Annotated in this window: 27 protein-coding genes; 19 read left to right on the top strand and 8 right to left on the bottom strand. The window is 67.5% G+C overall.

Annotation, left to right across the window (positions count from 1 at the left end):
- Window positions 1-27 precede the first annotated feature (27 nt).
- Window positions 28-1,497, bottom strand: coding sequence for an MFS transporter (locus tag SCNU_RS00280; RefSeq protein ID WP_009677331.1), 1,470 nt, complete (start codon window positions 1,495-1,497; stop codon window positions 28-30).
- A 94-nt stretch (window positions 1,498-1,591) separates the two neighbouring features.
- On the opposite strand from SCNU_RS00280, the gene SCNU_RS00275 reads away from it, so the two are divergent.
- The gene (locus SCNU_RS00275) at window positions 1,592-2,305 is read left to right on the top strand and encodes a TetR/AcrR family transcriptional regulator (RefSeq protein ID WP_009677330.1); all 714 of its coding nucleotides are present in this window, start codon (window positions 1,592-1,594) and stop codon (window positions 2,303-2,305) included.
- On the opposite strand, the gene SCNU_RS20970 is transcribed toward SCNU_RS00275, so the two are convergent.
- Both SCNU_RS20970 and SCNU_RS00265 read right to left on the bottom strand, forming a co-directional pair.
- Entirely contained in the window at window positions 2,296-2,592 is a 297-nt protein-coding gene (locus tag SCNU_RS20970) for a hypothetical protein (RefSeq protein WP_139025675.1), read from the bottom strand. The two genes, SCNU_RS00275 and SCNU_RS20970, sit on opposite strands and share 10 nt — an antisense overlap.
- 88 nt (window positions 2,593-2,680) lie before the next feature.
- On the bottom strand, window positions 2,681-3,589 hold the full coding sequence (locus SCNU_RS00265; protein WP_009677328.1) for an AraC family transcriptional regulator: 909 nt from the start codon (window positions 3,587-3,589) through the stop codon (window positions 2,681-2,683).
- Window positions 3,590-3,704: 115 nt separating this feature from the next.
- Between SCNU_RS00265 and SCNU_RS00260 the strand changes: the two genes are divergently transcribed.
- Window positions 3,705-4,400: a class I SAM-dependent methyltransferase gene (locus tag SCNU_RS00260; protein ID WP_009677327.1), complete on the top strand. Its 696-nt coding sequence runs from the start codon at window positions 3,705-3,707 to the stop codon at window positions 4,398-4,400.
- A 92-nt stretch (window positions 4,401-4,492) separates the two neighbouring features.
- On the opposite strand, the gene SCNU_RS00255 is transcribed toward SCNU_RS00260, so the two are convergent.
- The 3 genes from SCNU_RS00255 to SCNU_RS00245 all read right to left on the bottom strand — a co-directional run bounded on the left by SCNU_RS00255 (window position 4,493) and on the right by SCNU_RS00245 (window position 6,642).
- Complete coding sequence (locus SCNU_RS00255) at window positions 4,493-5,341, bottom strand: 3-hydroxybutyryl-CoA dehydrogenase (protein ID WP_009677326.1); 849 nt, start codon at window positions 5,339-5,341, stop codon at window positions 4,493-4,495.
- A gap of 138 nt (window positions 5,342-5,479) precedes the next feature.
- A complete protein-coding gene (locus SCNU_RS00250) occupies window positions 5,480-6,028 on the bottom strand; it encodes a YdeI/OmpD-associated family protein (protein WP_009677325.1) in 549 nt (182 codons plus the stop codon).
- Window positions 6,029-6,075: 47 nt separating this feature from the next.
- Entirely contained in the window at window positions 6,076-6,642 is a 567-nt protein-coding gene (locus tag SCNU_RS00245) for a TetR/AcrR family transcriptional regulator (protein ID WP_009677324.1), read from the bottom strand.
- Between the two features lie 95 nt (window positions 6,643-6,737).
- Here SCNU_RS00245 and SCNU_RS00240 point away from each other — a divergent pair, with 95 nt between their 5' ends.
- Window positions 6,738-7,190 carry an anthrone oxygenase family protein gene (locus SCNU_RS00240; protein WP_009677323.1) on the top strand — a complete coding sequence of 151 codons (453 nt, stop codon included), beginning with the start codon at window positions 6,738-6,740 and terminating at the stop codon, window positions 7,188-7,190.
- 53 nt (window positions 7,191-7,243) lie between these two features.
- Here the strand turns inward: SCNU_RS00240 and SCNU_RS00235 are convergent, their stop codons facing one another.
- Both SCNU_RS00235 and SCNU_RS00230 read right to left on the bottom strand, forming a co-directional pair.
- On the bottom strand, window positions 7,244-8,431 hold the full coding sequence (locus tag SCNU_RS00235) for a serine hydrolase domain-containing protein (protein ID WP_175284050.1): 1,188 nt from the start codon (window positions 8,429-8,431) through the stop codon (window positions 7,244-7,246).
- Between the two features lie 311 nt (window positions 8,432-8,742).
- Entirely contained in the window at window positions 8,743-9,417 is a 675-nt protein-coding gene (locus SCNU_RS00230; protein WP_238526266.1) for a M23 family metallopeptidase, read from the bottom strand.
- A gap of 211 nt (window positions 9,418-9,628) precedes the next feature.
- Between SCNU_RS00230 and SCNU_RS00225 the strand changes: the two genes are divergently transcribed.
- The 16 genes from SCNU_RS00225 (at window position 9,629) to SCNU_RS00155 (ending at window position 19,762) form a co-directional block, all read left to right on the top strand.
- The gene (locus SCNU_RS00225) at window positions 9,629-9,973 is read left to right on the top strand and encodes a hypothetical protein (RefSeq protein WP_009677320.1); all 345 of its coding nucleotides are present in this window, start codon (window positions 9,629-9,631) and stop codon (window positions 9,971-9,973) included.
- Between the two features lie 333 nt (window positions 9,974-10,306).
- Entirely contained in the window at window positions 10,307-10,579 is a 273-nt protein-coding gene (locus SCNU_RS20365) for a hypothetical protein (protein ID WP_139025673.1), read from the top strand.
- A complete protein-coding gene (locus SCNU_RS00220) occupies window positions 10,576-11,325 on the top strand; it encodes a hypothetical protein (protein ID WP_139025671.1) in 750 nt (249 codons plus the stop codon). Before SCNU_RS20365 ends, SCNU_RS00220 begins: the two co-directional genes overlap by 4 nt.
- Window positions 11,322-12,161: a hypothetical protein gene (locus tag SCNU_RS00215; RefSeq protein ID WP_009677317.1), complete on the top strand. Its 840-nt coding sequence runs from the start codon at window positions 11,322-11,324 to the stop codon at window positions 12,159-12,161. Before SCNU_RS00220 ends, SCNU_RS00215 begins: the two co-directional genes overlap by 4 nt.
- Window positions 12,158-12,697, top strand: a complete 540-nt coding sequence (locus SCNU_RS19925) for a zinc metalloprotease (protein WP_009677316.1) — start codon at window positions 12,158-12,160, stop codon at window positions 12,695-12,697. Before SCNU_RS00215 ends, SCNU_RS19925 begins: the two co-directional genes overlap by 4 nt.
- Before the next feature lie 325 nt (window positions 12,698-13,022).
- Complete coding sequence (locus SCNU_RS20090; RefSeq protein WP_009677315.1) at window positions 13,023-13,244, top strand: helix-turn-helix domain-containing protein; 222 nt, start codon at window positions 13,023-13,025, stop codon at window positions 13,242-13,244.
- Window positions 13,241-13,522 carry a helix-turn-helix transcriptional regulator gene (locus SCNU_RS00205; RefSeq protein ID WP_009677314.1) on the top strand — a complete coding sequence of 94 codons (282 nt, stop codon included), beginning with the start codon at window positions 13,241-13,243 and terminating at the stop codon, window positions 13,520-13,522. The genes SCNU_RS20090 and SCNU_RS00205 overlap by 4 nt, the downstream gene beginning before the upstream one ends.
- Window positions 13,522-14,022 carry a hypothetical protein gene (locus SCNU_RS00200; protein ID WP_139025669.1) on the top strand — a complete coding sequence of 167 codons (501 nt, stop codon included), beginning with the start codon at window positions 13,522-13,524 and terminating at the stop codon, window positions 14,020-14,022. Before SCNU_RS00205 ends, SCNU_RS00200 begins: the two co-directional genes overlap by 1 nt.
- Window positions 14,019-15,308 carry a hypothetical protein gene (locus SCNU_RS00195; RefSeq protein ID WP_009677312.1) on the top strand — a complete coding sequence of 430 codons (1,290 nt, stop codon included), beginning with the start codon at window positions 14,019-14,021 and terminating at the stop codon, window positions 15,306-15,308. Before SCNU_RS00200 ends, SCNU_RS00195 begins: the two co-directional genes overlap by 4 nt.
- Window positions 15,309-15,512: 204 nt before the next feature.
- Window positions 15,513-15,842: a hypothetical protein gene (locus SCNU_RS19920; RefSeq protein WP_009677311.1), complete on the top strand. Its 330-nt coding sequence runs from the start codon at window positions 15,513-15,515 to the stop codon at window positions 15,840-15,842.
- A 286-nt stretch (window positions 15,843-16,128) separates the two neighbouring features.
- Window positions 16,129-16,728 carry a hypothetical protein gene (locus SCNU_RS00180; RefSeq protein ID WP_009677310.1) on the top strand — a complete coding sequence of 200 codons (600 nt, stop codon included), beginning with the start codon at window positions 16,129-16,131 and terminating at the stop codon, window positions 16,726-16,728.
- Window positions 16,729-16,733: 5 nt separating this feature from the next.
- Entirely contained in the window at window positions 16,734-17,609 is an 876-nt protein-coding gene (locus SCNU_RS00175) for a recombinase family protein (RefSeq protein ID WP_238526265.1), read from the top strand.
- A 41-nt stretch (window positions 17,610-17,650) separates the two neighbouring features.
- Window positions 17,651-17,986 carry a DUF488 family protein gene (locus SCNU_RS00170; RefSeq protein WP_040517269.1) on the top strand — a complete coding sequence of 112 codons (336 nt, stop codon included), beginning with the start codon at window positions 17,651-17,653 and terminating at the stop codon, window positions 17,984-17,986.
- A gap of 131 nt (window positions 17,987-18,117) precedes the next feature.
- Window positions 18,118-18,324, top strand: a complete 207-nt coding sequence (locus SCNU_RS00165) for a hypothetical protein (RefSeq protein ID WP_139025667.1) — start codon at window positions 18,118-18,120, stop codon at window positions 18,322-18,324.
- Window positions 18,321-18,602 carry a hypothetical protein gene (locus SCNU_RS00160; protein WP_009677306.1) on the top strand — a complete coding sequence of 94 codons (282 nt, stop codon included), beginning with the start codon at window positions 18,321-18,323 and terminating at the stop codon, window positions 18,600-18,602. Before SCNU_RS00165 ends, SCNU_RS00160 begins: the two co-directional genes overlap by 4 nt.
- Window positions 18,599-19,762, top strand: a complete 1,164-nt coding sequence (locus SCNU_RS00155) for a tyrosine-type recombinase/integrase (protein WP_009677305.1) — start codon at window positions 18,599-18,601, stop codon at window positions 19,760-19,762. The genes SCNU_RS00160 and SCNU_RS00155 overlap by 4 nt, the downstream gene beginning before the upstream one ends.
- The last annotated feature ends 31 nt before the right edge of the window (window positions 19,763-19,793 follow it).

Genomic DNA, 19,793 nt, shown 5'->3' with positions numbered 1-19,793 from the left:
TCGCACCCGGCACCGGACGCGGACGCCTCAGGCGTGCTCGTCGGTCGCGCGCGAATCGGTCAGGGTGAGCGCACCCCATCCGGCGACGACACCGACCACGACCGCGAGCACGGCGTAGGTGATCCGCTCGCCGTGGAAGAACGACGCGATCAGGTCGGCGCTCCACGCGCCGGCGGGGAGAGTGGTCGTCACCAGGGCCGCGATCAACGTGCCGACGACCGCGGTGCCGATACTGGACCCGACCTCCTGCGCGGTGTCGTTGAGCGCGGTGCCGATCGACGTGCGGTTGCTCGGCATGGCACCGACCAGGGCGACGGCACAGATCGTCATCACCGTGCGCAGTCCGATCGTCAGCAGGACCATGCAGATCGCGATCACCAGGTAGCCGTGCTCCACACCCCACGCGAGCCCGGCCAGGGCCGCGGCCAGGAAGCCGGCCCCGATCAGACAGGCGATCCGGTGCCCGAACCGCCTCGCGAAGAACTCGGAGAGCGGGGTCGCGAAGATCATCGTCAGGATCAATGGCAGGTTGGCGAGCCCGGCGCGCATGGGACTCCAGCCGTAGGCGTACTGGAAGTGCAGGATCAGGCCGAACATGACACCGGCCATCGCGATCGATGTGCCGACCTGAGCGATCGCCGCGCCGCGTACCGTCCCGACGGAGAAGACACCGAGGTCGAGCATCGGTTCCGGTGTCCGCCTCTCGTGCCACACGAAGCCGATCAGCGCGACGATCGCCCCGCCCACCGACGCCAGAGCCGGCAGGGAGGCCCATCCGTACTCGACCCCGGCGGTGAGGGTGAAGCACCCGAGGCCGATCGCCAGGATGCTCAGCACGGCGCCCGGCAGGTCGAGGCGGTCGTGGGTGAGGTCTTCGCGACGATCGGCCGGGACACCGAGGCGGACCCCGATCCAGGCGACGAGGGCGATCGGCGCGTTGACCAGCAGCAGCCATTCCCATCCGACATGCGCGAGCGCGGTGCCGCCGAGCACCGGTCCGAGGATGAACCCGCTCATGCCGACGACGATCATCAGCGTCATCGCCCGCATCCGGAGCCGCTCGTCGTCGAACAGGCGGAAGACCAGCGAGTTGGTGATCGGTGCCATCGCCGCTGCGGCGACGCCGAGGGCCGCGCGCAGAGCGATCAACTCCCCCGTCGTCGACACGGCTAGAACAGCCAGGCTGATCAGGCCGAACGCCGCCAGCCCGACCAGCAGGACGCGTCGACGGCCCAATCGATCGGCCGCCGAACCCGCGGTCAGGAGCAATCCGCCGAAGGTCAGCGAGTACGCGCCCGTCACCCATTGAAGAGCGACGGTGCCGCTGCCGAGGTCGCGGCCGATGGTGGGCAGCGCGATGGTGAGCAGCGTGTTGTCGACCATCTCCACGAAGAAGGCCAGACAGAGCGCGAACAGCGGGATCCACGCCGCTCGCAATGAGTTGTATGTGCGGGTCGGTTTCGACCCGCGCGACGAGGTCTCAGTGGCGGTAGCCATGGGACACCTCCTTCATATCGAACGTTGTTCGGTTATCGAACCATGTTCGATAGAATAGAACGACGTTCGATAAGATGCAAGGGAGGAGGAACTCATGACTGTTGACAAGGACGAGAGGCGCCCGGAAGCGCGCCGACGCCGCCGTGCGTCGCACTCGATGGAGACGGTGGTCAGCGAGGCGGTCGCCATCCTCGACGAATCCGGCGAGGCCGCGCTGACCTTCCGCGCCCTGGCCGCTCGTCTGGGCGGCGGCGTCGCGAGCATCTACTGGTACGTCTCGTCGAAGGACGAACTGCTCGATCGCGCCACCGATCACGTTCTGGGCGAGGCGATGGCCGAGATCGACACCTTCGAGGACTCCGACGATCCGATCGCCGACCTCCGGGCGGTCGCCGTCGCGCTGTTCGACACGGTCGCCGCCCGCCCGTGGCTCGGTGGCTACCTGATGCGCGACACCGGGACCCAGCCCAACGGATTACGGGTGTACGAGCAGCTCGGACGTCACGTGATGCGACTCGGGCTGAACCCGCGCGACACCTTTCACGGCGTCTCGGCCGTGCTCGGGTTCGTCATCGGCACCGCCACGGACCTGGGCCAGCAGATCCCCGCAGAAGTGGTCGACGGCACGATGACCGGCGCCGAGTACATCGAACGCTTCGCCGATCAGTGGCGCGCCCTGGATCCGGAGGAGCACCCGTACGTCCACTACATCGTCGACGAGTTCGCGGTCCACGACGACGCCGAGCAGTTCCGCGCGGGCCTGGACCTGTTGTTGGCTGGGCTGCGGTTGCAGGCCGGTCAGCGCTGAACCCGATCGCCCGACCGCCGCACGTCGGGCGCACCGACCGCCAGCCCGCCGAACCACCAGACCGCCGCGACCGCCCCGACCACGGCACCCAGGTGCCCGACCGTCGGCAACGCCCATCCGCCGCCCGACACGATGTCGGCCGTCGCCCCCGGGACCGCGCCGACGACGAATCCCGCCCACGCGCCGAGTACGCCGAGCAGCACCGCCCACGCCTTCTCCGTACGGCGGAAAACCACGAACACCAGCGCTGCGAGGAGTCCGATCACGGTCACTGAAATCGTGGGCATCAGCATGTGTCCACCATCGCCGCCGCCGTGCCCACCGGTCATCCGGCGATTCCCTGAGAACGTCCCCCAGATTCGACGGCCCACGGGATCAGCCCGCGTCGGCCCGCCAGTCGCGAGGCGGCACGCCGTGGACCTTGCGGAAGACCCGCGCGAAGTAGCCGGGATCCTCATAACCGCACCGGCGGCCGATCTCTGCGACCGGTAGATCGGTCTCTGCGAGGAGGCGTCGGGCGTCGATCAGCCGCCGCTCGGTGATCCATTCCTGCACGGTCCGCCCGGTCCGTTCACGCATCTCCGTCGTCAGGTGGCCGGGCGAGAAGCTCAACTCGCCTGCCACGTCGACGAGTGAGTACGGCCCTCGGTAGCGCTGCTCGATGACGTCCAATACCGCATCGACCAGGCTGTCCGACCGGCCCGGCGTCGCCGCCGCGGCGCGGAGTCGACTCACCGCGACCAAGAGCAGCACCAGCACGGCCGGGACCGAGTACTGATAGCCCGCCGGACGTTCGTGCATCTCCCGTTCGATCGTGCCGAGGTATCCCGCCCACAGCCGCCGATCCTCGCGCGGGACGACGAACCCGCTCGGACCGTCGTCCGCGAACGCCCGCAGCAGGGGATGGATCCGCCAGCGCAGTCGACGATCGGCGGGACCGCCGTCCGCCAGGTCCGTGGCGCCGAGGACCTCGGGGGTGAAGTACAGACCCCAGCCGCCGGCCCCGGCGAGCGCAGCGGCATCCTCGGCAGCGATCACCTCGCCCGGCCGGATCAAGTACCCGCATCCGGCTCCGATCCGCTCACGTCGATCGCCGAGCCGGAGCGCCCCGCCGCCCGCCTCGAAATACGCGATCCCGGGGAATTCATGGGCGTGTGCCCCGACCTCGGTCAGCGCGGCCTCGTCGAACCGCATCACCCAGACCTGTGGCACGCCGGGCTCAGCGCGAAAGGCGTAGACCGGCACTCTGGTCCGGCGCGTCGCGATCCGCGCGGGCCCGACCATGGTGCTCCTCTCGGCGACGCGAACATCGTCCCACTACCGGTGCGAATAGTCGCAGTGCCGACGTCTTGCACCGAGCAGCCTGGATTCGACGGTACTCGGACCACCAGGAGGAACGATGAACTCGATCAGTAGGCCAGACGACGACACCGCCGCGGACGCGCACGGCGGGCACGACTATCTGCCGGGCTTCGGCCGCGACGCCCTACTCCCGCTCTACGACCCGCTGACCCGCCTGGCGGGCATTCGGCGCATGCACCGATTGCTCGTCGATCGACTGGCCCTCCGGACCGACGACCGAGTGCTCGACATCGGAACCGGCACCGGCGAGCTGGCTCTGAGAATCGCCGTCGAGCACCCCGACGTCCACGTGATCGGCGTCGACCCCGATCCCCTCGCCCTCCGCCGTGCCCGCAGGAAGGCCCATCGCCGCGGTGCCGGCGACAGCACCCGTTTCGACCTGGGTTACGGCGATCGACTCGACTACGCCGACGGATCGTTCGACTGCGTCGTCTCGGCGTTCGCGTACCACCACCTGCCGCCCGAGGCACAGCACGCCCTGCTCGACGGCGCACTGCGGGTGCTGAAGCCCGGCGGCACGCTCGACGTGGTCGATTTCGGCGGACACGTCGACCCCTCGGACGGCAGGGTGGCGCGTCATGCGCTGACCAATCGTCACCTCGCGACCAGTCTGCGAGATGCGGTCCCGGTGGCGATGCGCGCGGCCGGATTCGAGACGGCGGCGGAGATCGACCATCGGGTCAGCAGGCGGATCGGGCGCGTGACCCTGTGGCGGGCCACCGCGCCGGCGTGACCGGCTCGCGGCTGCAGTCGTCGCCGAAACGCCGGAGGTCCCGGTCCCGCTGCACGCGGGACCGGGACCGGGACCTCCGGAAGATCTGGCGACTAGCTGTAGTCGTAGAAGCCGCGACCGCTCTTGCGGCCCAGGCGACCGGCGTCGACCATGCGGCGGAGCAGTGCCGGCGGGGCGAAGTGCGGTTCGGCGAACTCGGCGTAGAGCGACTCGGCAGCGGCGAGGCAGATGTCGAGGCCGACGGTGTCGCACAGGGTGAGCGGACCCATCGGGTAACCGCAGCCGCCCTTCATCGCGGCGTCGATGTCCTCGGCGCTGGCGTAGCCCGAGTCGTACATGCGGATCGCCTGGCACAGGTACGGGATCAGCAGGGCGTTGACGATGAAGCCCGACCGGTCGCCCGCCTGGACGGTGGTCTTGCCGAGGACGTTCTTGGCGTAGTCGGTGACTGCCTCGGCGGTCTCCGGTGCGGTGCTGAGTGCGGAGATGATCTCCACCAGCGGCATCACCGGGACCGGGTTGAAGAAGTGGACGCCGACCACGCGCTCCGGGTAGCTGGTGGCCGCAGCGATCTTGATGATCGGGATCGACGACGTGTTGGTGGCGAGGATCGCCTCCGGCTTCACGACGGCGTCGAGCTTGGCGAAGATGTCGTGCTTGATGGCCTCGACCTCGGGTGCCGCCTCGATGACCAGCTCGCGGTCGCCGAACTCGCTGATGTCCAGGGTCACCTTGACGCGCGCGATCGCGGCGTCGGCGTCCTCCTGCGAGATCTTGCCCTTGGCGACGCCGCGACTGATCGACTTGGCGATCCGCGCGGACGCCGCGTCGGCGAACTCCTGCTTGGTCTCGAGCACCAGCACGTCGCTGCCCGCCTTGGCACACACCTCAGCGATGCCAGCCCCCATGGTTCCGCCGCCGATAACGCCGATCCGATTCACAAATCACTCCAAAACTGCGCGGCCATCGTCGACCGATGACCTGAATTCAACGTCTTTCGCCTGTCAAGGGTAGTCGTCGCACCTGAGAGGACTGCCTGAGGCCCGCATCGCAGGCACCAGCCGTACTCGGAAGTAGCGTCAGCCTCGCTCGAGCCGCACGACCGCACGCTCGATCGCTTCGGCGCGCCTCCGGGGATCCCGAGTCTTGAGGATCTGCAGGATCACCGCGTACCGATCGCTGCGGCCGAGCGATTCCCACGCCTGCGCCGCCTGCGGCCGGAATGCCAGCGCCGCAAGCAGATCGGCCGGCGGCTCCGCCGTCCGCTGAGACTCGTACGCCGCGTCCCAACGGCCGTCCGCCCGGGCCGCGTCAGCCTCCGCATGCCCGGCGGCGCGGACCCGGCCCGCCGCCGCGAGCGCCTCGAACTTCTCGACGTTGATCTTCGACCACGAGCTCGTCGGCCGCCGCGGCGAGTACCGCTGCAGGAACGAGTCGTCGTCGTTCGACCGCCGCTGCCCGTCGATCCAGCCGAAGCAGAGCGCGCCGTCGAGCGCCTCGGCAATGACGATGCCGGGGAGCGTCGAGCTGCGCTTCGCGATCCGCAACCACGCCTCGGGCTCGACGGCGTGGTTGGCCTCGAGCCACCGCTCCCAGTCGGCGCCGGTCTGGAACTCCAGGATCTCCACCGGCCCACAATGGCATGCCGCAACGGGTTCGTCAGCTGTTCGGCCGCTCAGCCGCGTGCGTAACGGTCAATCAGTTCAGTGATGCGGATCTCCCGGTGCTCGGGACGCATCCGCCCGGCCCGTTCCAACAGGCTGATGCCGTGCAATGCCGCCCAGAAGACCTCGGTCTCGACCCCGCGACTCTCGTCCTCGATGGTGTCGGCCAGAACGTCGAACCCCGCGCGGAGGTCTGCGGGCGTGTCATCGCTCGCGAACTTCACGTCGATCACTTGCTGGAACATCGCCTCATAAACCGCCGGGTGCGCGCTGCCGAAATCCAGATACGCGGTCGCGACAGCCGCGATCCGGGCACCCGGCGCGTCGGTGCGGCACAGCGCCTTGCGGCATCGCTCTGCCAGCTCCGCAAATCCCTCTAACGCGATGACCAGCATGATCTCGCCCTTGCCACCGGGAAAATGCCCGTAAAGCACCGGCTGCGTGTAGCCGATCGCCTCGGCGAGATGCCTGGTGGTCACCGACGCCCAGCCGTCGGTGTCGGCGCGGAGACGAGCCGCGTCGAGGATTGCGCGGCGCCGCTCGTCGTATCGCTGCTGTCGCGGAGTCTTGCCTACCATGAGTCCTCCTTGAATCAATGATCCCCTTGCGCGCATCCGACTAGCGCCCTATTCTAGCATGACTAGAAATTCTAGTATCGCTAGAAGGAGTCGCCATGTCATCCGTTCTCGCAGTTCTCGCCACAACGGTCACCGGCCTCATGGTCGGCGTCGAATTCTCGGTCGCCTTCGTCATAAACCCGATCACGCTCGCACTGCCCGTCGACGCGTCGATTGCCGCGAGAGCCCACGGGGCCCGCATGCTCGGACGCGCGATGCCGTTCTGGTACTTCGGTTCGTTGATCCTGACAGTCGGACTCGCAGTCGCCGTCTGGAACACCGACGCGGCGTGGGCCGCCGTCACCGCCGCCGCTCTGCTGCTCATCAGCGTGGTCATGTCGATCGCCCTGCTCGTTCCGATCAACAACCGTTCGCTGACCTGGACCCCGGAGAGCCACCCGGCCGACTGGCGCGAACAACAGCAGCGCTGGGACAACCTCCATTACATCCGCGTCGCGGTGATCGTTGCAGCGTTCACCTTCGTCGCACTCGCCGCGACGATCATGTGAGGAGGTACTCACCGAATCGGATCGGGCTTCCGGCGCCGGCCGGAAGCCCGACCTCATGTCGCCGCCTCCGACTTCAGGATCTCGGCGAATCGCCGGAACGTCTGATCGGCCGGATGCGCTTTGTCAGGAGCGTTGGAGACGTTCATGAAGACGGCGATGGTCGCGCCGGACGCGGGGTCGTGGAACACAGCGGCGGTGAACCCGAGGCCTTCGCCGTTGTGCCCCCACCAGCCGTCGGTCCGACCCATCCCGAGCGCGTAGATGTCATACGGCGGACCGACCTGAAGCGGCGCTCCGCGCTCGCGTTGCGCCTGTGTCGCGGGAGTGAGGAGCAGCCCCTCGGCGAGGGTCGTACCCCAGACGCGGGCGTCGTCGAGCGTCGACACCATGGATCCGGACGGCCCGTAGATCGACAGGTTGTCCGGCTGCGCCTCCGGTCCCCCGTCGCCCTGGATGTAACCCGTCGGGTGCGGGGCGGTCCATTTCGTCACGTCGAGGAGGTAGTGAGTTCCGGAGAGCTTCACCGGCGCCAGGATCCGGTCGCTCAGAACGTCGGCGAACTGCTGTCCGGTGACCTGCTCGATCACGGCGCCGAGCAGGTTCGTGTCCGCGTTGGTGTAGACCTTCCTCGTCCCCGGTGCGAACTGCGCCGGTTGATTCAGGACGAAAGCGTTCAACTCGTCGAGGGTGAAGATCTTGTCGGGGTCCTTGCCGAACTCCTTGAGGAAGGCCTCTCCCACGTAGTCCGCGTTGCCGCTGGACATGTTCGCGAGCTGACGCAGGGTGATCTCGTCACCGTTGGTGACACCCTGGACGTACTTGCCGAGCGAGTCGTCGAGGCCGACCTCGCCCTGATCGACGAGCTGCAGCAGGAGCGTGACGGTGTACGACTTCGTCACGCTGCGCAGCGGCCACGACATCGAGGTGGTGACGGGAACCTTCTTCGTCACGTCGGCCAGACCCGCCGCTGTCGTCCACGAGCCCTGACCGGGGATCCAGACGCCGACCGCTGCACCGGGGACCTCGTACTGCTTCATCGTCACGTCCAGGGCCGCGCGGAGCTTGGCCTGCAACGCCGGCGCCAGCGCACCAGTCGGGGCGGCGGGACGGCTGACGGAGACGGTCGGGGCGGCCTCCTCGGTCGACGTCCCGCAGCCGACCAGAAGCGCGGCCGAGAGCGCCGCGACGACGAGGAGCACAACACTGCGCGCCCCGCGCGAGGCGCCTTTCGATCCACCCATCATGAGTCGTCCATTCGCGCCCTGAGGCAGATAGCCGCCCCCGCCATCTGTCATTGTGAGCCGCGAACCGTATGGCGGCAACGATTCTCCGGTCTCGCGATCGCCGACCGAGAGACATTCACCCGGACGACTGTCGGCCGTCCGGGTGAGCGATCCGTGGCCGTCGGAACCGACGCAGAGACGAAGAACCCGTTCCGACTCAGGTCGGAACGGGTTTCTTCAAGTGGAGCCAAGTCTCGTCGGCGAGGTGGGAACGGATACTCCCACTCGATGACGGCGCCGGGCAGACGTAGCGCAGGCGGCCTCGCCGATCAGAGTCGCACCCCGCGCTTCTCCAACCAGATATGCGGGTTGATCGGGTTACCTGCGGCGTTCCAGACCTCGTAGTGCAGGTGCGGTCCGGTGGAGTTGCCGCGATTGCCCACGGTGCCGATCTTCTGGCCTGCGTGCACCTTCTCGCCGGCGTGAACAAGAATCTGATCGACGTGACCGAAGACTCCGGTGGTGCCGTCGTCCTGCCGAACACGGATCCACTGTCCATAACCCGAGGCCGGACCGGCCTCCAGGACCACGCCGTTGGTCACCGCGCGCACCGGGGTGCCGATCTTGTTGGCGATGTCGACGCCGTTGTGGTGGGCGCCCCAACGGGCCCCGTACGTGGAGGTGACGGTGCCGTTGACCGGCTTGGCCGCGGGTGCCTGACCGATCCCGGACGGCAGCAGGTCACCGATCGCCTTGTCGAGCGCCGGTGGGAGATTGTCGGGCACCTGCAGATTCTTCGGCAGCTGCACGCCGCTCGGAAGCGCGATCGGTGACGCGGGCTTGGCGGCGGCCTCGCCTGCGGTGGCTGCGGCCAGCCCGATCGCGCCGGCGAAGGCGGCAACGACGCCGAGACGCACCGGCGCAGCCGTCCGGCTCGGCGTCTCCACGCGATGGCGGCCGGACCGGCGGCTCCGCGAGGCGCTGCCGAGCGCGGCACGAGTCAAGAATCGGTCAGGGGTCGCACGGTGTCGAGTCACAGTCTTCGGTCCATTCAGGTTTCGATAACGTTTTGGATACGGCAAGGACACGGCGAGGCTACTAGATAGACGCTGGCGGATGCCAACCATGCTGAACCGAGGCTTGGCGGCCTCACGCCCTCGGCAGACCTGCTGTCTGCTCACCGCGACGGCGACTGGTCCGGGTCAGATTGCTGAGGTGAGCGGCCGCAGCGCGGCGAAGGAGGTGCTGCCGGGTTCGGCGGTCGGGCACGTCCCCGATGCGATCGCAGTGCTCAGCGAGCACCGTCTGCATCACTTCGACGTTCGCGGCGTGACCCGCATCTTCGAGCTCGCTCTCGACGACTCCGGTCGGTCGATGCTCCGCCGAGGCGACGACGTCTGGCAGCGCGCGACAAGTCGATTCGTCGACGACGACACCATCGAAGGAACCGCGGGACCGTCGTACGACGGGGGCGGGACCTGGCAGCACGCGGCGAACGCCCGCTTGAAATCGGACATGGGCGCCGCATGGACATCGTGCCGTGCCGGCGGTCGATCATAGAGACGAAGAAACCCCATCTGACCATGTCAGATGAGGTTTCTCGAAGTGGAGCTAAGGGGACTCGAACCCCTGACCCCCACACTGCCAGTCTGGCATTCCCACCTTCGGTCTGTGTCGGACTGTCTCGTCCAGTCCCGAACAGTCCACTTCACGACCGTTTCTCTCTATCGAGCTGTCTCGAACGGTGTCGAACAGTCCCGACTATTACATGGACGCCAAATGGACACGTCGAACGGACGTTCGTAGCTCGTTGAGGGTGGGGGTCGCGCCCCACTTCTCTGCCCCCGTCGGCCCCCAGGGGGTCTGGCACCCCAGGCTTCTACGGTCGCGGCCATGACGACAACACAAAGCCCACCCGCAGACCCACAGGACTGGCCGATCGAACGATGGTGCGGACGGCTCGGTTGGCTCCGATCCCGCGGTGCCTCGGCCAACGACCGCCGCATCCGGCAGTGCCGCCGTGCCCTCGCATACTGGCGGCTGATGGGCATCCTGTCCGACCAGCGTGACCTTCTCGGTGCCGACGTCACCGACACAGTGCAGGCGGTGTTGCACGATGCGATCACGTGCCGGCGCGTCCCCGACCGCGGGCAGGTGGCGTCGTGAGCCTCGGTCTGCGCCGTCGGCGCGCACCACAGCCTGCGCCCGCGGTGGTGACGCAAGACGAACAGCGGTCGAAGCGTCGGCAGAAGTTGCCGGTGACGTATGACGGTTCGTTCTCGCTGACCGACGAGGTGATGGCGATCCTGTCCCCGGTGGCTGAGCGGGTGGCGCGGCTCCGCAACCCGGCAGTGATGCTCGGCGACATCGACGTGCTGGTCGCCGAGACCGCGGCCACCCTCGATCAGATCGCCGAGATCGTCGCGAAGCGGGAGGCGGCGCAGCGGGTCGCGCACCTTAGGAGCATCGAACAACGGTCGACGGCGCTCGGGGCTCTGTTGCGGACCCGTCCCCGCATCGGCGCTCCTGCCGTGACAGCGGGGATGCTGCCGTCGTGCGAGTGGATGATGCTGCTGTCCCCGACGAGTGACGCCCTGGAGGGCCCGCTGTCCGATCTTCTCGGCCTGCCTGCCCCGCGGGTGGAGAGCGGTTCACCGGTGACGGGTCGCGTCGACGAGGGACGCCGTTCCCGGGCAGTCGAGGACGCGTTTCGGGGTCTGGATGCGGCGGCGACGGCTGTCACTGCGCGTCTCGATCGTCTCGAAGCGTCGGAGGCTCGCATCGCCTCCCGCCGGTTGCCGCGCCGGGCCACGGCGAACTCGGTGCTTCGCGACTTGGGTGTCGCGTCGTGGGCGGAACAGCCGTCCATCACCACCGCCAACCGTAATTCCAGTGTGGGAGGAAAGCCATGACCGAAATCGACGTGACCAGCGACGCGGTGTCCGTAACGCCGCCGGTCGTCTACGAGTCGCCGTTGCTCAACCCGATCGGCGGCGGTTTGTATGCGGCGTCGGCTGGTCCGCTGCCGATGCCGGAGCACTGGTACGGCGGAATCGAAGTGTTGCCGATCAACTGCGCATCCGGTTGGGGCACGTGGGAAGTGGACCCGTGTCTCAACAACGCAGACCCGGACGCCCGGAAGGACGGGGATCGTGCTGATCCGCTCGCCCCGTTTCTGCCGCTCGTCGTGTGGGGCTACGACGAATGCAGCCTGATCACGCAGACCGAAGACATGGTGTTGACGCGTGCCCGCCAGAATCAGCGGCTGCACGAACAGCAGTTGGTGGAGCAAGAGTTCGCGGGTCGTCTCCTCGCCGACGCCACCGATCTCGGCACGGTCGGCGACCTCGTGGAGGCGGTCTCCGTGTTGGAGGCCGCTTTCGCGGCCGAAGGCATTGCGGGCGTCATTCACGCGGGAGCGCAGTGGGCGGCGCCCGCTGTCTCCGAGTCGGTCGCGTCGGGGTCCCCGATCTGGCGGTCCCCGCTGGGTGCGGTGTGGGCGTTCGGCGGCGGCTACGTGGACGGGCTGGGTGACACGCTCGTTGCGACCGGCCCGACGACGATGTGGACGTCGCCGATGGAGGAGCACGCGACACCGGACGCGTTGGCGAACACGATGGCCGCGATGGTGGAACGGTCTGTGCTGGTCGCGTACGAGTGCTTCTCGGTCGCCGTCACCATCACCGGCGGCAGCACCGACGACCAGGTGGAGCGTCTCTTGGCCCGCGGTCGGGAGTTGACCCGATGACGAGCCGCGGCGCGCGGCGCGCCGAGATCGCGGTGCACGAGGCCGGCCACAGCGTCGCAGCCGTCCTGCTCGGGGCACGCGTCAACGGAATCCACGTGGGGGACGAGTTGTTCGCTGACCGCCCGGGGTGGACGAAGTACGTGATCCGCGACGACGTGCGGGTTCCAGACCGCGAGATCATCTACGCGGGGCCATGGGCTGAGGCTCGGTGGCGGGCAGGACGAGCACCGGGGCGCAGTCAGATCATGGCAGCGCTCGCCGGGACCGAAGACCTCGACGACCTGCAGGCGGCGCAGTCTTCGGGCGAGTTGCTTCCGTCCCGTGACGTCAACGAAGCGCTTGAAGAACTATGGCGTCCGGCGATTCTGCCGGTCGCGAAGCTGTTGTGCGAGCACGGAACTCTCACTCACCGCGATGTCGCTGACGTGCTCGGCCTCTCGACGTTCGACGGCCCGATCTTCTCCACTCTCGCGGGCCCTGACCGAGGCTGGCATTTGCGGTGTCGCAGCAGGTCGAGGCCACCGACGTTTGCGTGACGCACGCATGGTGCGTCCTCGGAAACCAGTCAGCCCCGGGGTGTGTATCCCCGGGGCTGACCCGTCGATCAACGGAGCACGTCGATGCCGCCGAGTGTATCGCCGCCGCGTGACACCGGAGTTCGGTGCAAGTGACATCGCCCTTCGAAACGGACTCGGGTGGCCTTCCAATCGTCCTCATGTATCGTCGTGGTTCAGAACCGAATATCGAAAGACCCACACGGAATTGAGTCCGACCGGGAAATAGGGAACTGAGTCCCTGTCTGCACCCATACCCGGGGGTCTTTTTTGTGCTCTCGGGACGACCCGAGGAGACCGAGAGCACATGGATCAATCACCGACGATCCACGAGCTGCGCAACCGCGCAAGACCATTCAGTGTGGCCGAGTACGCCGACCTGTTCGGCATCAGACCGCAAGAGGTCTACCGGAAAATCAGACGTGGCGACCTGCCCGTCCTCCGTGTGGGTCGGACAATCCGAATCCCCATGCGCACGGTCCTCGAAATGATCGGCGAACCACCCCACGATGGCGACGGTGCGGCATGACCGAGCCGCGTCCCCTCTACACTCCGCACGACTTCGCACGGCTGCTCAGTGTCGACGTCCAGGCGATCTACCGACTGCGCACCGCGGGCAAGCTGCCACCAGCGATCCGGGTCGGGCAACGCCTGTGGTGGCGACCCGAAACGATCGACGACTGGCTCACAGCATTGGAGAGCGGGGAGCGCCCCGAACCTGAGACGCAACCCGAAACCGAGGCGCTCCCCAATCAGCCGACGAACCGGAAGGCTGACGAAGAGCACCGTATCGGGCGGGCGTGCTGATGACCGGCGCGTTCGTGCCGTCCGCGGTGCTGCTGCTGGCCGCGATCATCCGGGCGTCAGCCAGCGACACCGTGGCGGTCCTCGACCTTCTCACCCCGGACGACGTTCACGGTGTCGACGCACCGACCGCGGTGATCCTCGACGTCGCCCGCGAGCTGGCCGGCGACGGCCTCGACCCCGCGCCGGAACTCGTGCAAGGCGAAGCGCTCCGGCGTGGTGTGTACGCCGGACATCACGGCGACCTCGCCCGCACCCGGCTAGCCGACGCGGTCACCGCACGCGCGGAACCCGCCGCACTGTGGCTGTACGCCGCGAACCTCGCCGCCGACCTGTTGCGGAACAGGATGATCGCCGCTGGTGAGTCGATCGCCGAGCACGCCCGCAACGGCGCCGAAACCGACGCCTGGACGGGCTTCGTCCGCGACGGCCGCGCGCTCCGCCGATTGCACGACATCGTCCAGCAACTCCGCCACCACGCAGGACAGGAACACGCAGCATGAACGATGTTCCCGCAGCGCTGTTGAACGCCGCCCCAGACGACCGCGACGCCGAGCAGCCCGATGTCTGGGCCTCGACGCCTGAACTCCAACACATCCGGGACGCGGCGCAGTCACGGTTGATGGCTCCCGCCGCCGTGCTCGGCGCAGTCCTCGCACGACGTCTCGCCGAAGTGCCGCCGAACATTCAGCTGCCGCCGGTCATCGGTGACGAACAGTCGCTGAACTTCTACACCCTCGCGTACGGGCCTCCTGCTTCGGGGAGATCAGCCTCGGACAGTGTCGCGGCGAAACTGCTGGGCCCTTCCGGGGTCGAATGGACGCCGCTACCGGCGTCCGGGGAGAAGCTGGCGGGCACCTTCGTGACCCCTGACTCGAACGCCCCGCACGGTGTCCGTTTCGTGCGGAGGACGGCGTACCTCGCATGGGATGAAGTTCTCGCGCTCCGAGCCAGCGCCGAACGCAACGGCTCGACCCTCCTAGCGTCCCTACTGTCGGCGTGGCCCGGCAAAGGCATCGGCACCACCACTCAAACCCGGGACCGCAACACTCCCGTCCCGCCCCACTCGTACCGGCTGTGCGCATTCCTCGGCGTGCAACCTGCCAACGCGGACGCCTTGCTCGCGGGAGCAAAAGACGGCCTGCCGCAACGATTCCTGTGGATGGCGACCGAAGACCCCACCATGCCCGCCCGCACGTTGGGCGGCGGCGACATCGTGCCGCTCCGGCTCGCCGACATCTTCCGTTTCGACGACCCCCAAGAGCTCGGTCAGGTTCAGCACGTCGAAGTGTGCGAGGCCGCGCGTGACAGCATCGTCGCTGCCCGCCTCAACGTCGTCCGAGGTCACGGAGAACCCGCGTCGGGGCATCGGCTGCTGCTGCAGGAAAAGGTCGCCAGCGGCCTGTCGTTGCTCCGGCCCGACTGCGACATGCCGATCGTTGATGACGCGTCCTGGCACCTCGCCGGGCGGGTGATGAGCGAGTTGCACGACCCGACATTCACACGAGCCATCAAGGACAGAAGCCGCGAAGAGCGGCAGCGAGTACAGCATCTCGGGCATCTCGACGAGGAACGCGCAGCCGCAGCCGAGACGTCAGCGGTGAAGCGAGTCGCCGAACGCCTCGACGCCCGGATGCCGCCCACCGGGATGACCGTCACCGACATCAACCGGGCTGTCGCCGGACGAGACAAGGCCAGGAACCTCCACCGCGACGCCCGGGAGTGGCTGGTGAACACAGCCCGGTGGGTCAAAGAAGACGGTCGGTACTTCCGGGCATCGGAACAGTAGGACGTAGGACGCAGTAGGACGCATGTGTGAATCAGCCAGAATCAGCCCTTACGTGAGTACATTCTCTCTCTCCTACCTGGGGAAACACAGAATCGGACTCACACACCGAGTAGGACATCGCGTCCTACGTCCTACATCTCACGCGCAGTCGCATTCCCTCAGACCTGCCCCCTTCGCGAACCCAGTAGACGAAAGCGAGAACCGATGAACTCCACCCCGGACTGGCCGTCATTGCCGCCGCCGCTCGACCAGCTGCACCCGTGGCTGCAGGCCCGCGTGTCCGGCGTCCCCGCCCAAGAAATCGCCGACCACTACGACGTGCCGGTCGACGACGTCACCACCGCAGTCCAACGGGCCCTCGACACTGCCGGCTACGCCGGATGGCCCGACCACGAAGTCATCCACGCCCTCCGCCGCGAAACACTCACGCTCATCGAACCCGGCCACCGATTCCCGCCTCCCACAGCCCCGCCACCGGACGATCACACCGACACCCACCCAGGACCCACCCCCGACCCGAAGGCGACGCCATGAGCGACCCCAACGCGAAACCGTGGGACACCCCCGGACTCCCACCCCGCACCCCCGAAACCCGATGCCGATTCCATCAGCGCACCGCACCCGACGGCGGGCCCGGCCCGACCCAATGCGCGTACCGCGACGACGACCCCAACCGCTGCCCCCGCTGCCACCGCACCTACACCACGCCCGGCGGATGCGGCTTCACCCCCGAATGCGCACACACCGATTCCGACCCGCCAGCTGCCCCGTGACCGCAACGAAACCTGCCGAACACACGACCCACCGAAGGAGGCTCGTCATGCCGAGAAATGTCCTCTCATGGGATATCCCCGGACGGCCGCACGGAAAGGCCCGCCGATTCTCGGATTCCAGCATCGAGAAGGCGAAGAAGGCGATCCAGCTGAGGGTCGCGGGATTCTCGTGGGAACGGATCGGAGACGAGCTCGGCTATAGCGATCCGTCGGGAGCACGCCATCTGGTGCGCCGCTATCAGCAGCAGGTGGGAACCGAGTTGTCCGACGAGCTTCGAGACATTGACTTGGCGCGGGCCGATCAGATGGTGGCGCGGGCTCAGGCGCGTCTCGCGTTGGCTGAACGTGAAGGAGTCCCGCACGCCGACTGGGTTCGGGTGTTTGGTGCGTGGCTGTCAGCTGCCACCTTCCATGCGCGTGTGGCAGGGACGATCGACCGGCGCGTCGAAGTGCAGATGTCCGCGCCCGGCTCGACCGATGTCGATCAGTTGAGGGACGAGTTTCTGCAGCTGCAGGAGACGACGCGGACACCGGCGACCGTGGACGGTGAGCTCGTCGACTCGACGCCCGAGCAGACGGTGCCGGAACGGTGCACTCTGCATCAGATTCGGTACTGCGCGGAGTGCACCCGGAGACACGCCCAGTAGACAGCTTGTGTGGCGCGAAAACCGTTGCGCCACATGGCTTTACAGATAATCCTCTATTAAAATATAAGTATGACATAACCCCACTTGACCAGCGGAAACAAGCGGATTCAGCCGCTGTCTCCGGCCCACCCCCACGAGACGGCAGACCTCCGATGAACGCGCCCGCAACGGCCCGCCGGAAACGCCGCAAGAACCGGACCGCGCCCGACAATCACGCCATCGCATACCTCCGCGTGTCCACTGCGGAACAAGCCGCCAGCGGTGCCGGACTCGCAGCCCAACGCACCACGATCACCGCGGAAGCCGAGCGACGCGGCTGGCTGGTCGTCGACTGGTTCGCCGACGAAGGCATCAGCGGCGGGAAACGCATCGATCGGAGGCCCGGCCTGTCTGCCGCCCTCCGCGCGATCGAACAAGGCGCAGCGTCGACGCTGGTCGCGTCGAAACTCGACCGCATCAGCCGCTCCATGCTCGACACGGCGACGCTGATCGAACGCGCCCGAGAAGACGGCTGGAAGCTGTTCACGTGCGACGTGCAAGTCGACACAACCACCCCTGCAGGTGAAGCACAGGCCGGACTGATGACCGTGTTCTCGCAGTTCGAGCGGCGTCTCATCGGTCAACGCACCAAGGAGGCGTTGGCGGAAAAGAAGGCGGCTGGTGTGCGGCTCGGGCGTCCCTCCGTTCTTCCGCTCGACGTCGTTCAACGCATCCTCGACGCACGAGACTGCGGCGCCACGTACACCCAGATCGCCGACGACTTGAACACCGACAGGGTGCCGACCGCTGCAGGTGGTGCCCGCTGGTATCCGTCCACGGTCCGGCAGGTCGTGAACGGGCAGGATGCTGCCCTGCTTCGCGCGGTGGGAGGCATCGAATGATCACCGTGTCGACGTGCAGTTTCCGCGAGTACAGGCCGCATATGGGTGTGCCGGTGCGGACGTCGGTCGGGGCCGCGAAATGGTTCCCGCACGACGTCACCGAATGGCCCGCCACGTATCCGCGGTGGTCGTGGGTGCGGACCCTCGACGAACCCGAATACCGGACCCGGTACATGGCGATGCTCGACGCTCGCCGCGACACCATCCGAGCCGAACTCGACGCCTTCCACAGCGCCGGACAGCCGGTGTGCCTGCTGTGCCACTGCAACCTCGCGAAGCCCGGAGCGTGGTGCCATCGACGGCTCCTCGCCGAATACCTGGGCACCGCGTTCGGCCTCACCGTGCCGGAACTCGGCGCCACCGCGACCCCGTGGTGACGACAGCAAAACGCCCTCGGCGCATCCCGCCAAGAACGACACCGAGGGCAGCAGACCCACAACCCATGAACGAGAAGGAATCCACCGTGACCGTACCCGCCCCCTCCCACCGCCACCACAGGTGCGACACCGTGACCCGCGCAGGGTCCCCACTGACGGTGATCCGCCAAGACGACGTCCTGCCCGGCTTCGAGCCGATCGTCACCGTCCGGTCCGGGCTCGCCGACGTCCTCGACCTCACGCCGACGACCGCGGTCTGCCTCGCAGCCCAACTCGTGACCGCCGCAGGCGCGACCGTCGCCGACATCCACACCGTCGGGAAGGGACAGAACCGATGACCGCCACCATCACCATCTGCCCCGCCCCCAGCCCCGAGCAGATCGATCTCACCGACAACGAATCGTGCGCCGTGACCACGCTCGCGCGGATCGTCGGCAGCACCGTCACCGTCAACGTCGACCGCGTCGACACGCTCTGCGACGACGGCACCATCACCTCACGAATGGAGGCCGTGTACAGCCTGCCGTGCGACGGCATCCTCCGCGCCACGCACCTCGACGACATGCAGGACGTCACCGCCGCAGCGCAGCACTTCATCGCGGAGAACCAGCGGTGAGTCGCGACAACCGCGCCGCGTACACGCAGGACTCCATTCAGAAACTCCCCAACGGGAAGTGGCGCGCACGGCCCACCTTGGGCGTCGACCCCAAGACCGGGCGACTCGTCCGCCCGACCAAGACGTTCGGCACCAAAACCGACGCCCGCGCCTGGGTGAAAGAGCAACGCCGCCAGTGGGACAACCGGACGTGGGCTGCACGATCCGACCGCACATTCACGGAGGTCGCGGACCACTGGCTGAGTATCCGCGACGCCGACCCCGACATACGAGCCAACACTGTCCGCGCCGACCGCGAATCCCTCGCCTACGCGCGCCGCGCGTTCGGCGACACCCCGGTCCAGAGGCTGACGCCGGCATCACTGATCGACTGGTCGTTGACGCTCACCACCCTCGCCGGACAACCGCTCGCGGCGTCAACGAAACGACGAGCGATCGGCAGCGTCCAGCAAGTCTTGAAGCACGCCATGCGGATGCGGTGGATCACGTTCGACCCGTCCGCCGAACTCGACGCACCTGCACAACGCGAAGTCGTCGCCTCCGACGCCCGCGACGTGTGGACACCCGAACAGATGGACCAGTTCCTCGACTCAGTCCTCGATCACCGGCTCGCCGGATGCTTCGCCCTCACCCTCCTCGGACTCCGCCGCGAAGAAGTCGGCGGCCTCCGCTGGTGCGACGTCGACCTAGATCGTGGCGAACTCCGCATCCGGCAGGCCCGCGTCGACGTCAACGGCGTCGACATCATCGACGAACCCAAAACGGCCCGGTCGGTTCGCGACCTGCCGATCCCGCCACGCGAGCTCACGATCCTCAGAAAGATGCGCGTCCGGCACGCCAGCGAACGCCTCGCCGTCGGAAACCCGCTCGCCGACACCGACCTCCTCATGTCGCAGATCACCGGCACCCCGCTGCCGGTCCGCAAGTACACCGAACTGTTCAGGAAACGCCGAACGATGGCGGGCCTGCCGCCGGTCCTGCTCCGCAACCTGCGGCACTCCAACGTGTCCCGAATGCGGGCCGCGGGCGTGCCTGCCGACGTCATCGCGTCCTGGCACGGCCACACCGAACGAATGACGACCGCCGTCTACGGACGCGTCACCGACGACCGACTGAAAGACGCAGCACTGGTGTTCGGGACGGCAGCCAACGACCGTTGACCTGCCGCGGAAGTAACGGCTATGCGGAGAT

The sequence above is a fragment of the Gordonia neofelifaecis NRRL B-59395 genome (genome assembly GCF_000192435.1).
Classification (GTDB): Bacteria; Actinomycetota; Actinomycetes; order Mycobacteriales; family Mycobacteriaceae; genus Gordonia; species Gordonia neofelifaecis.
Note: the sequence above shows the minus strand (reverse complement) of the source record. Positions and strands in the feature narration are given on the sequence as shown.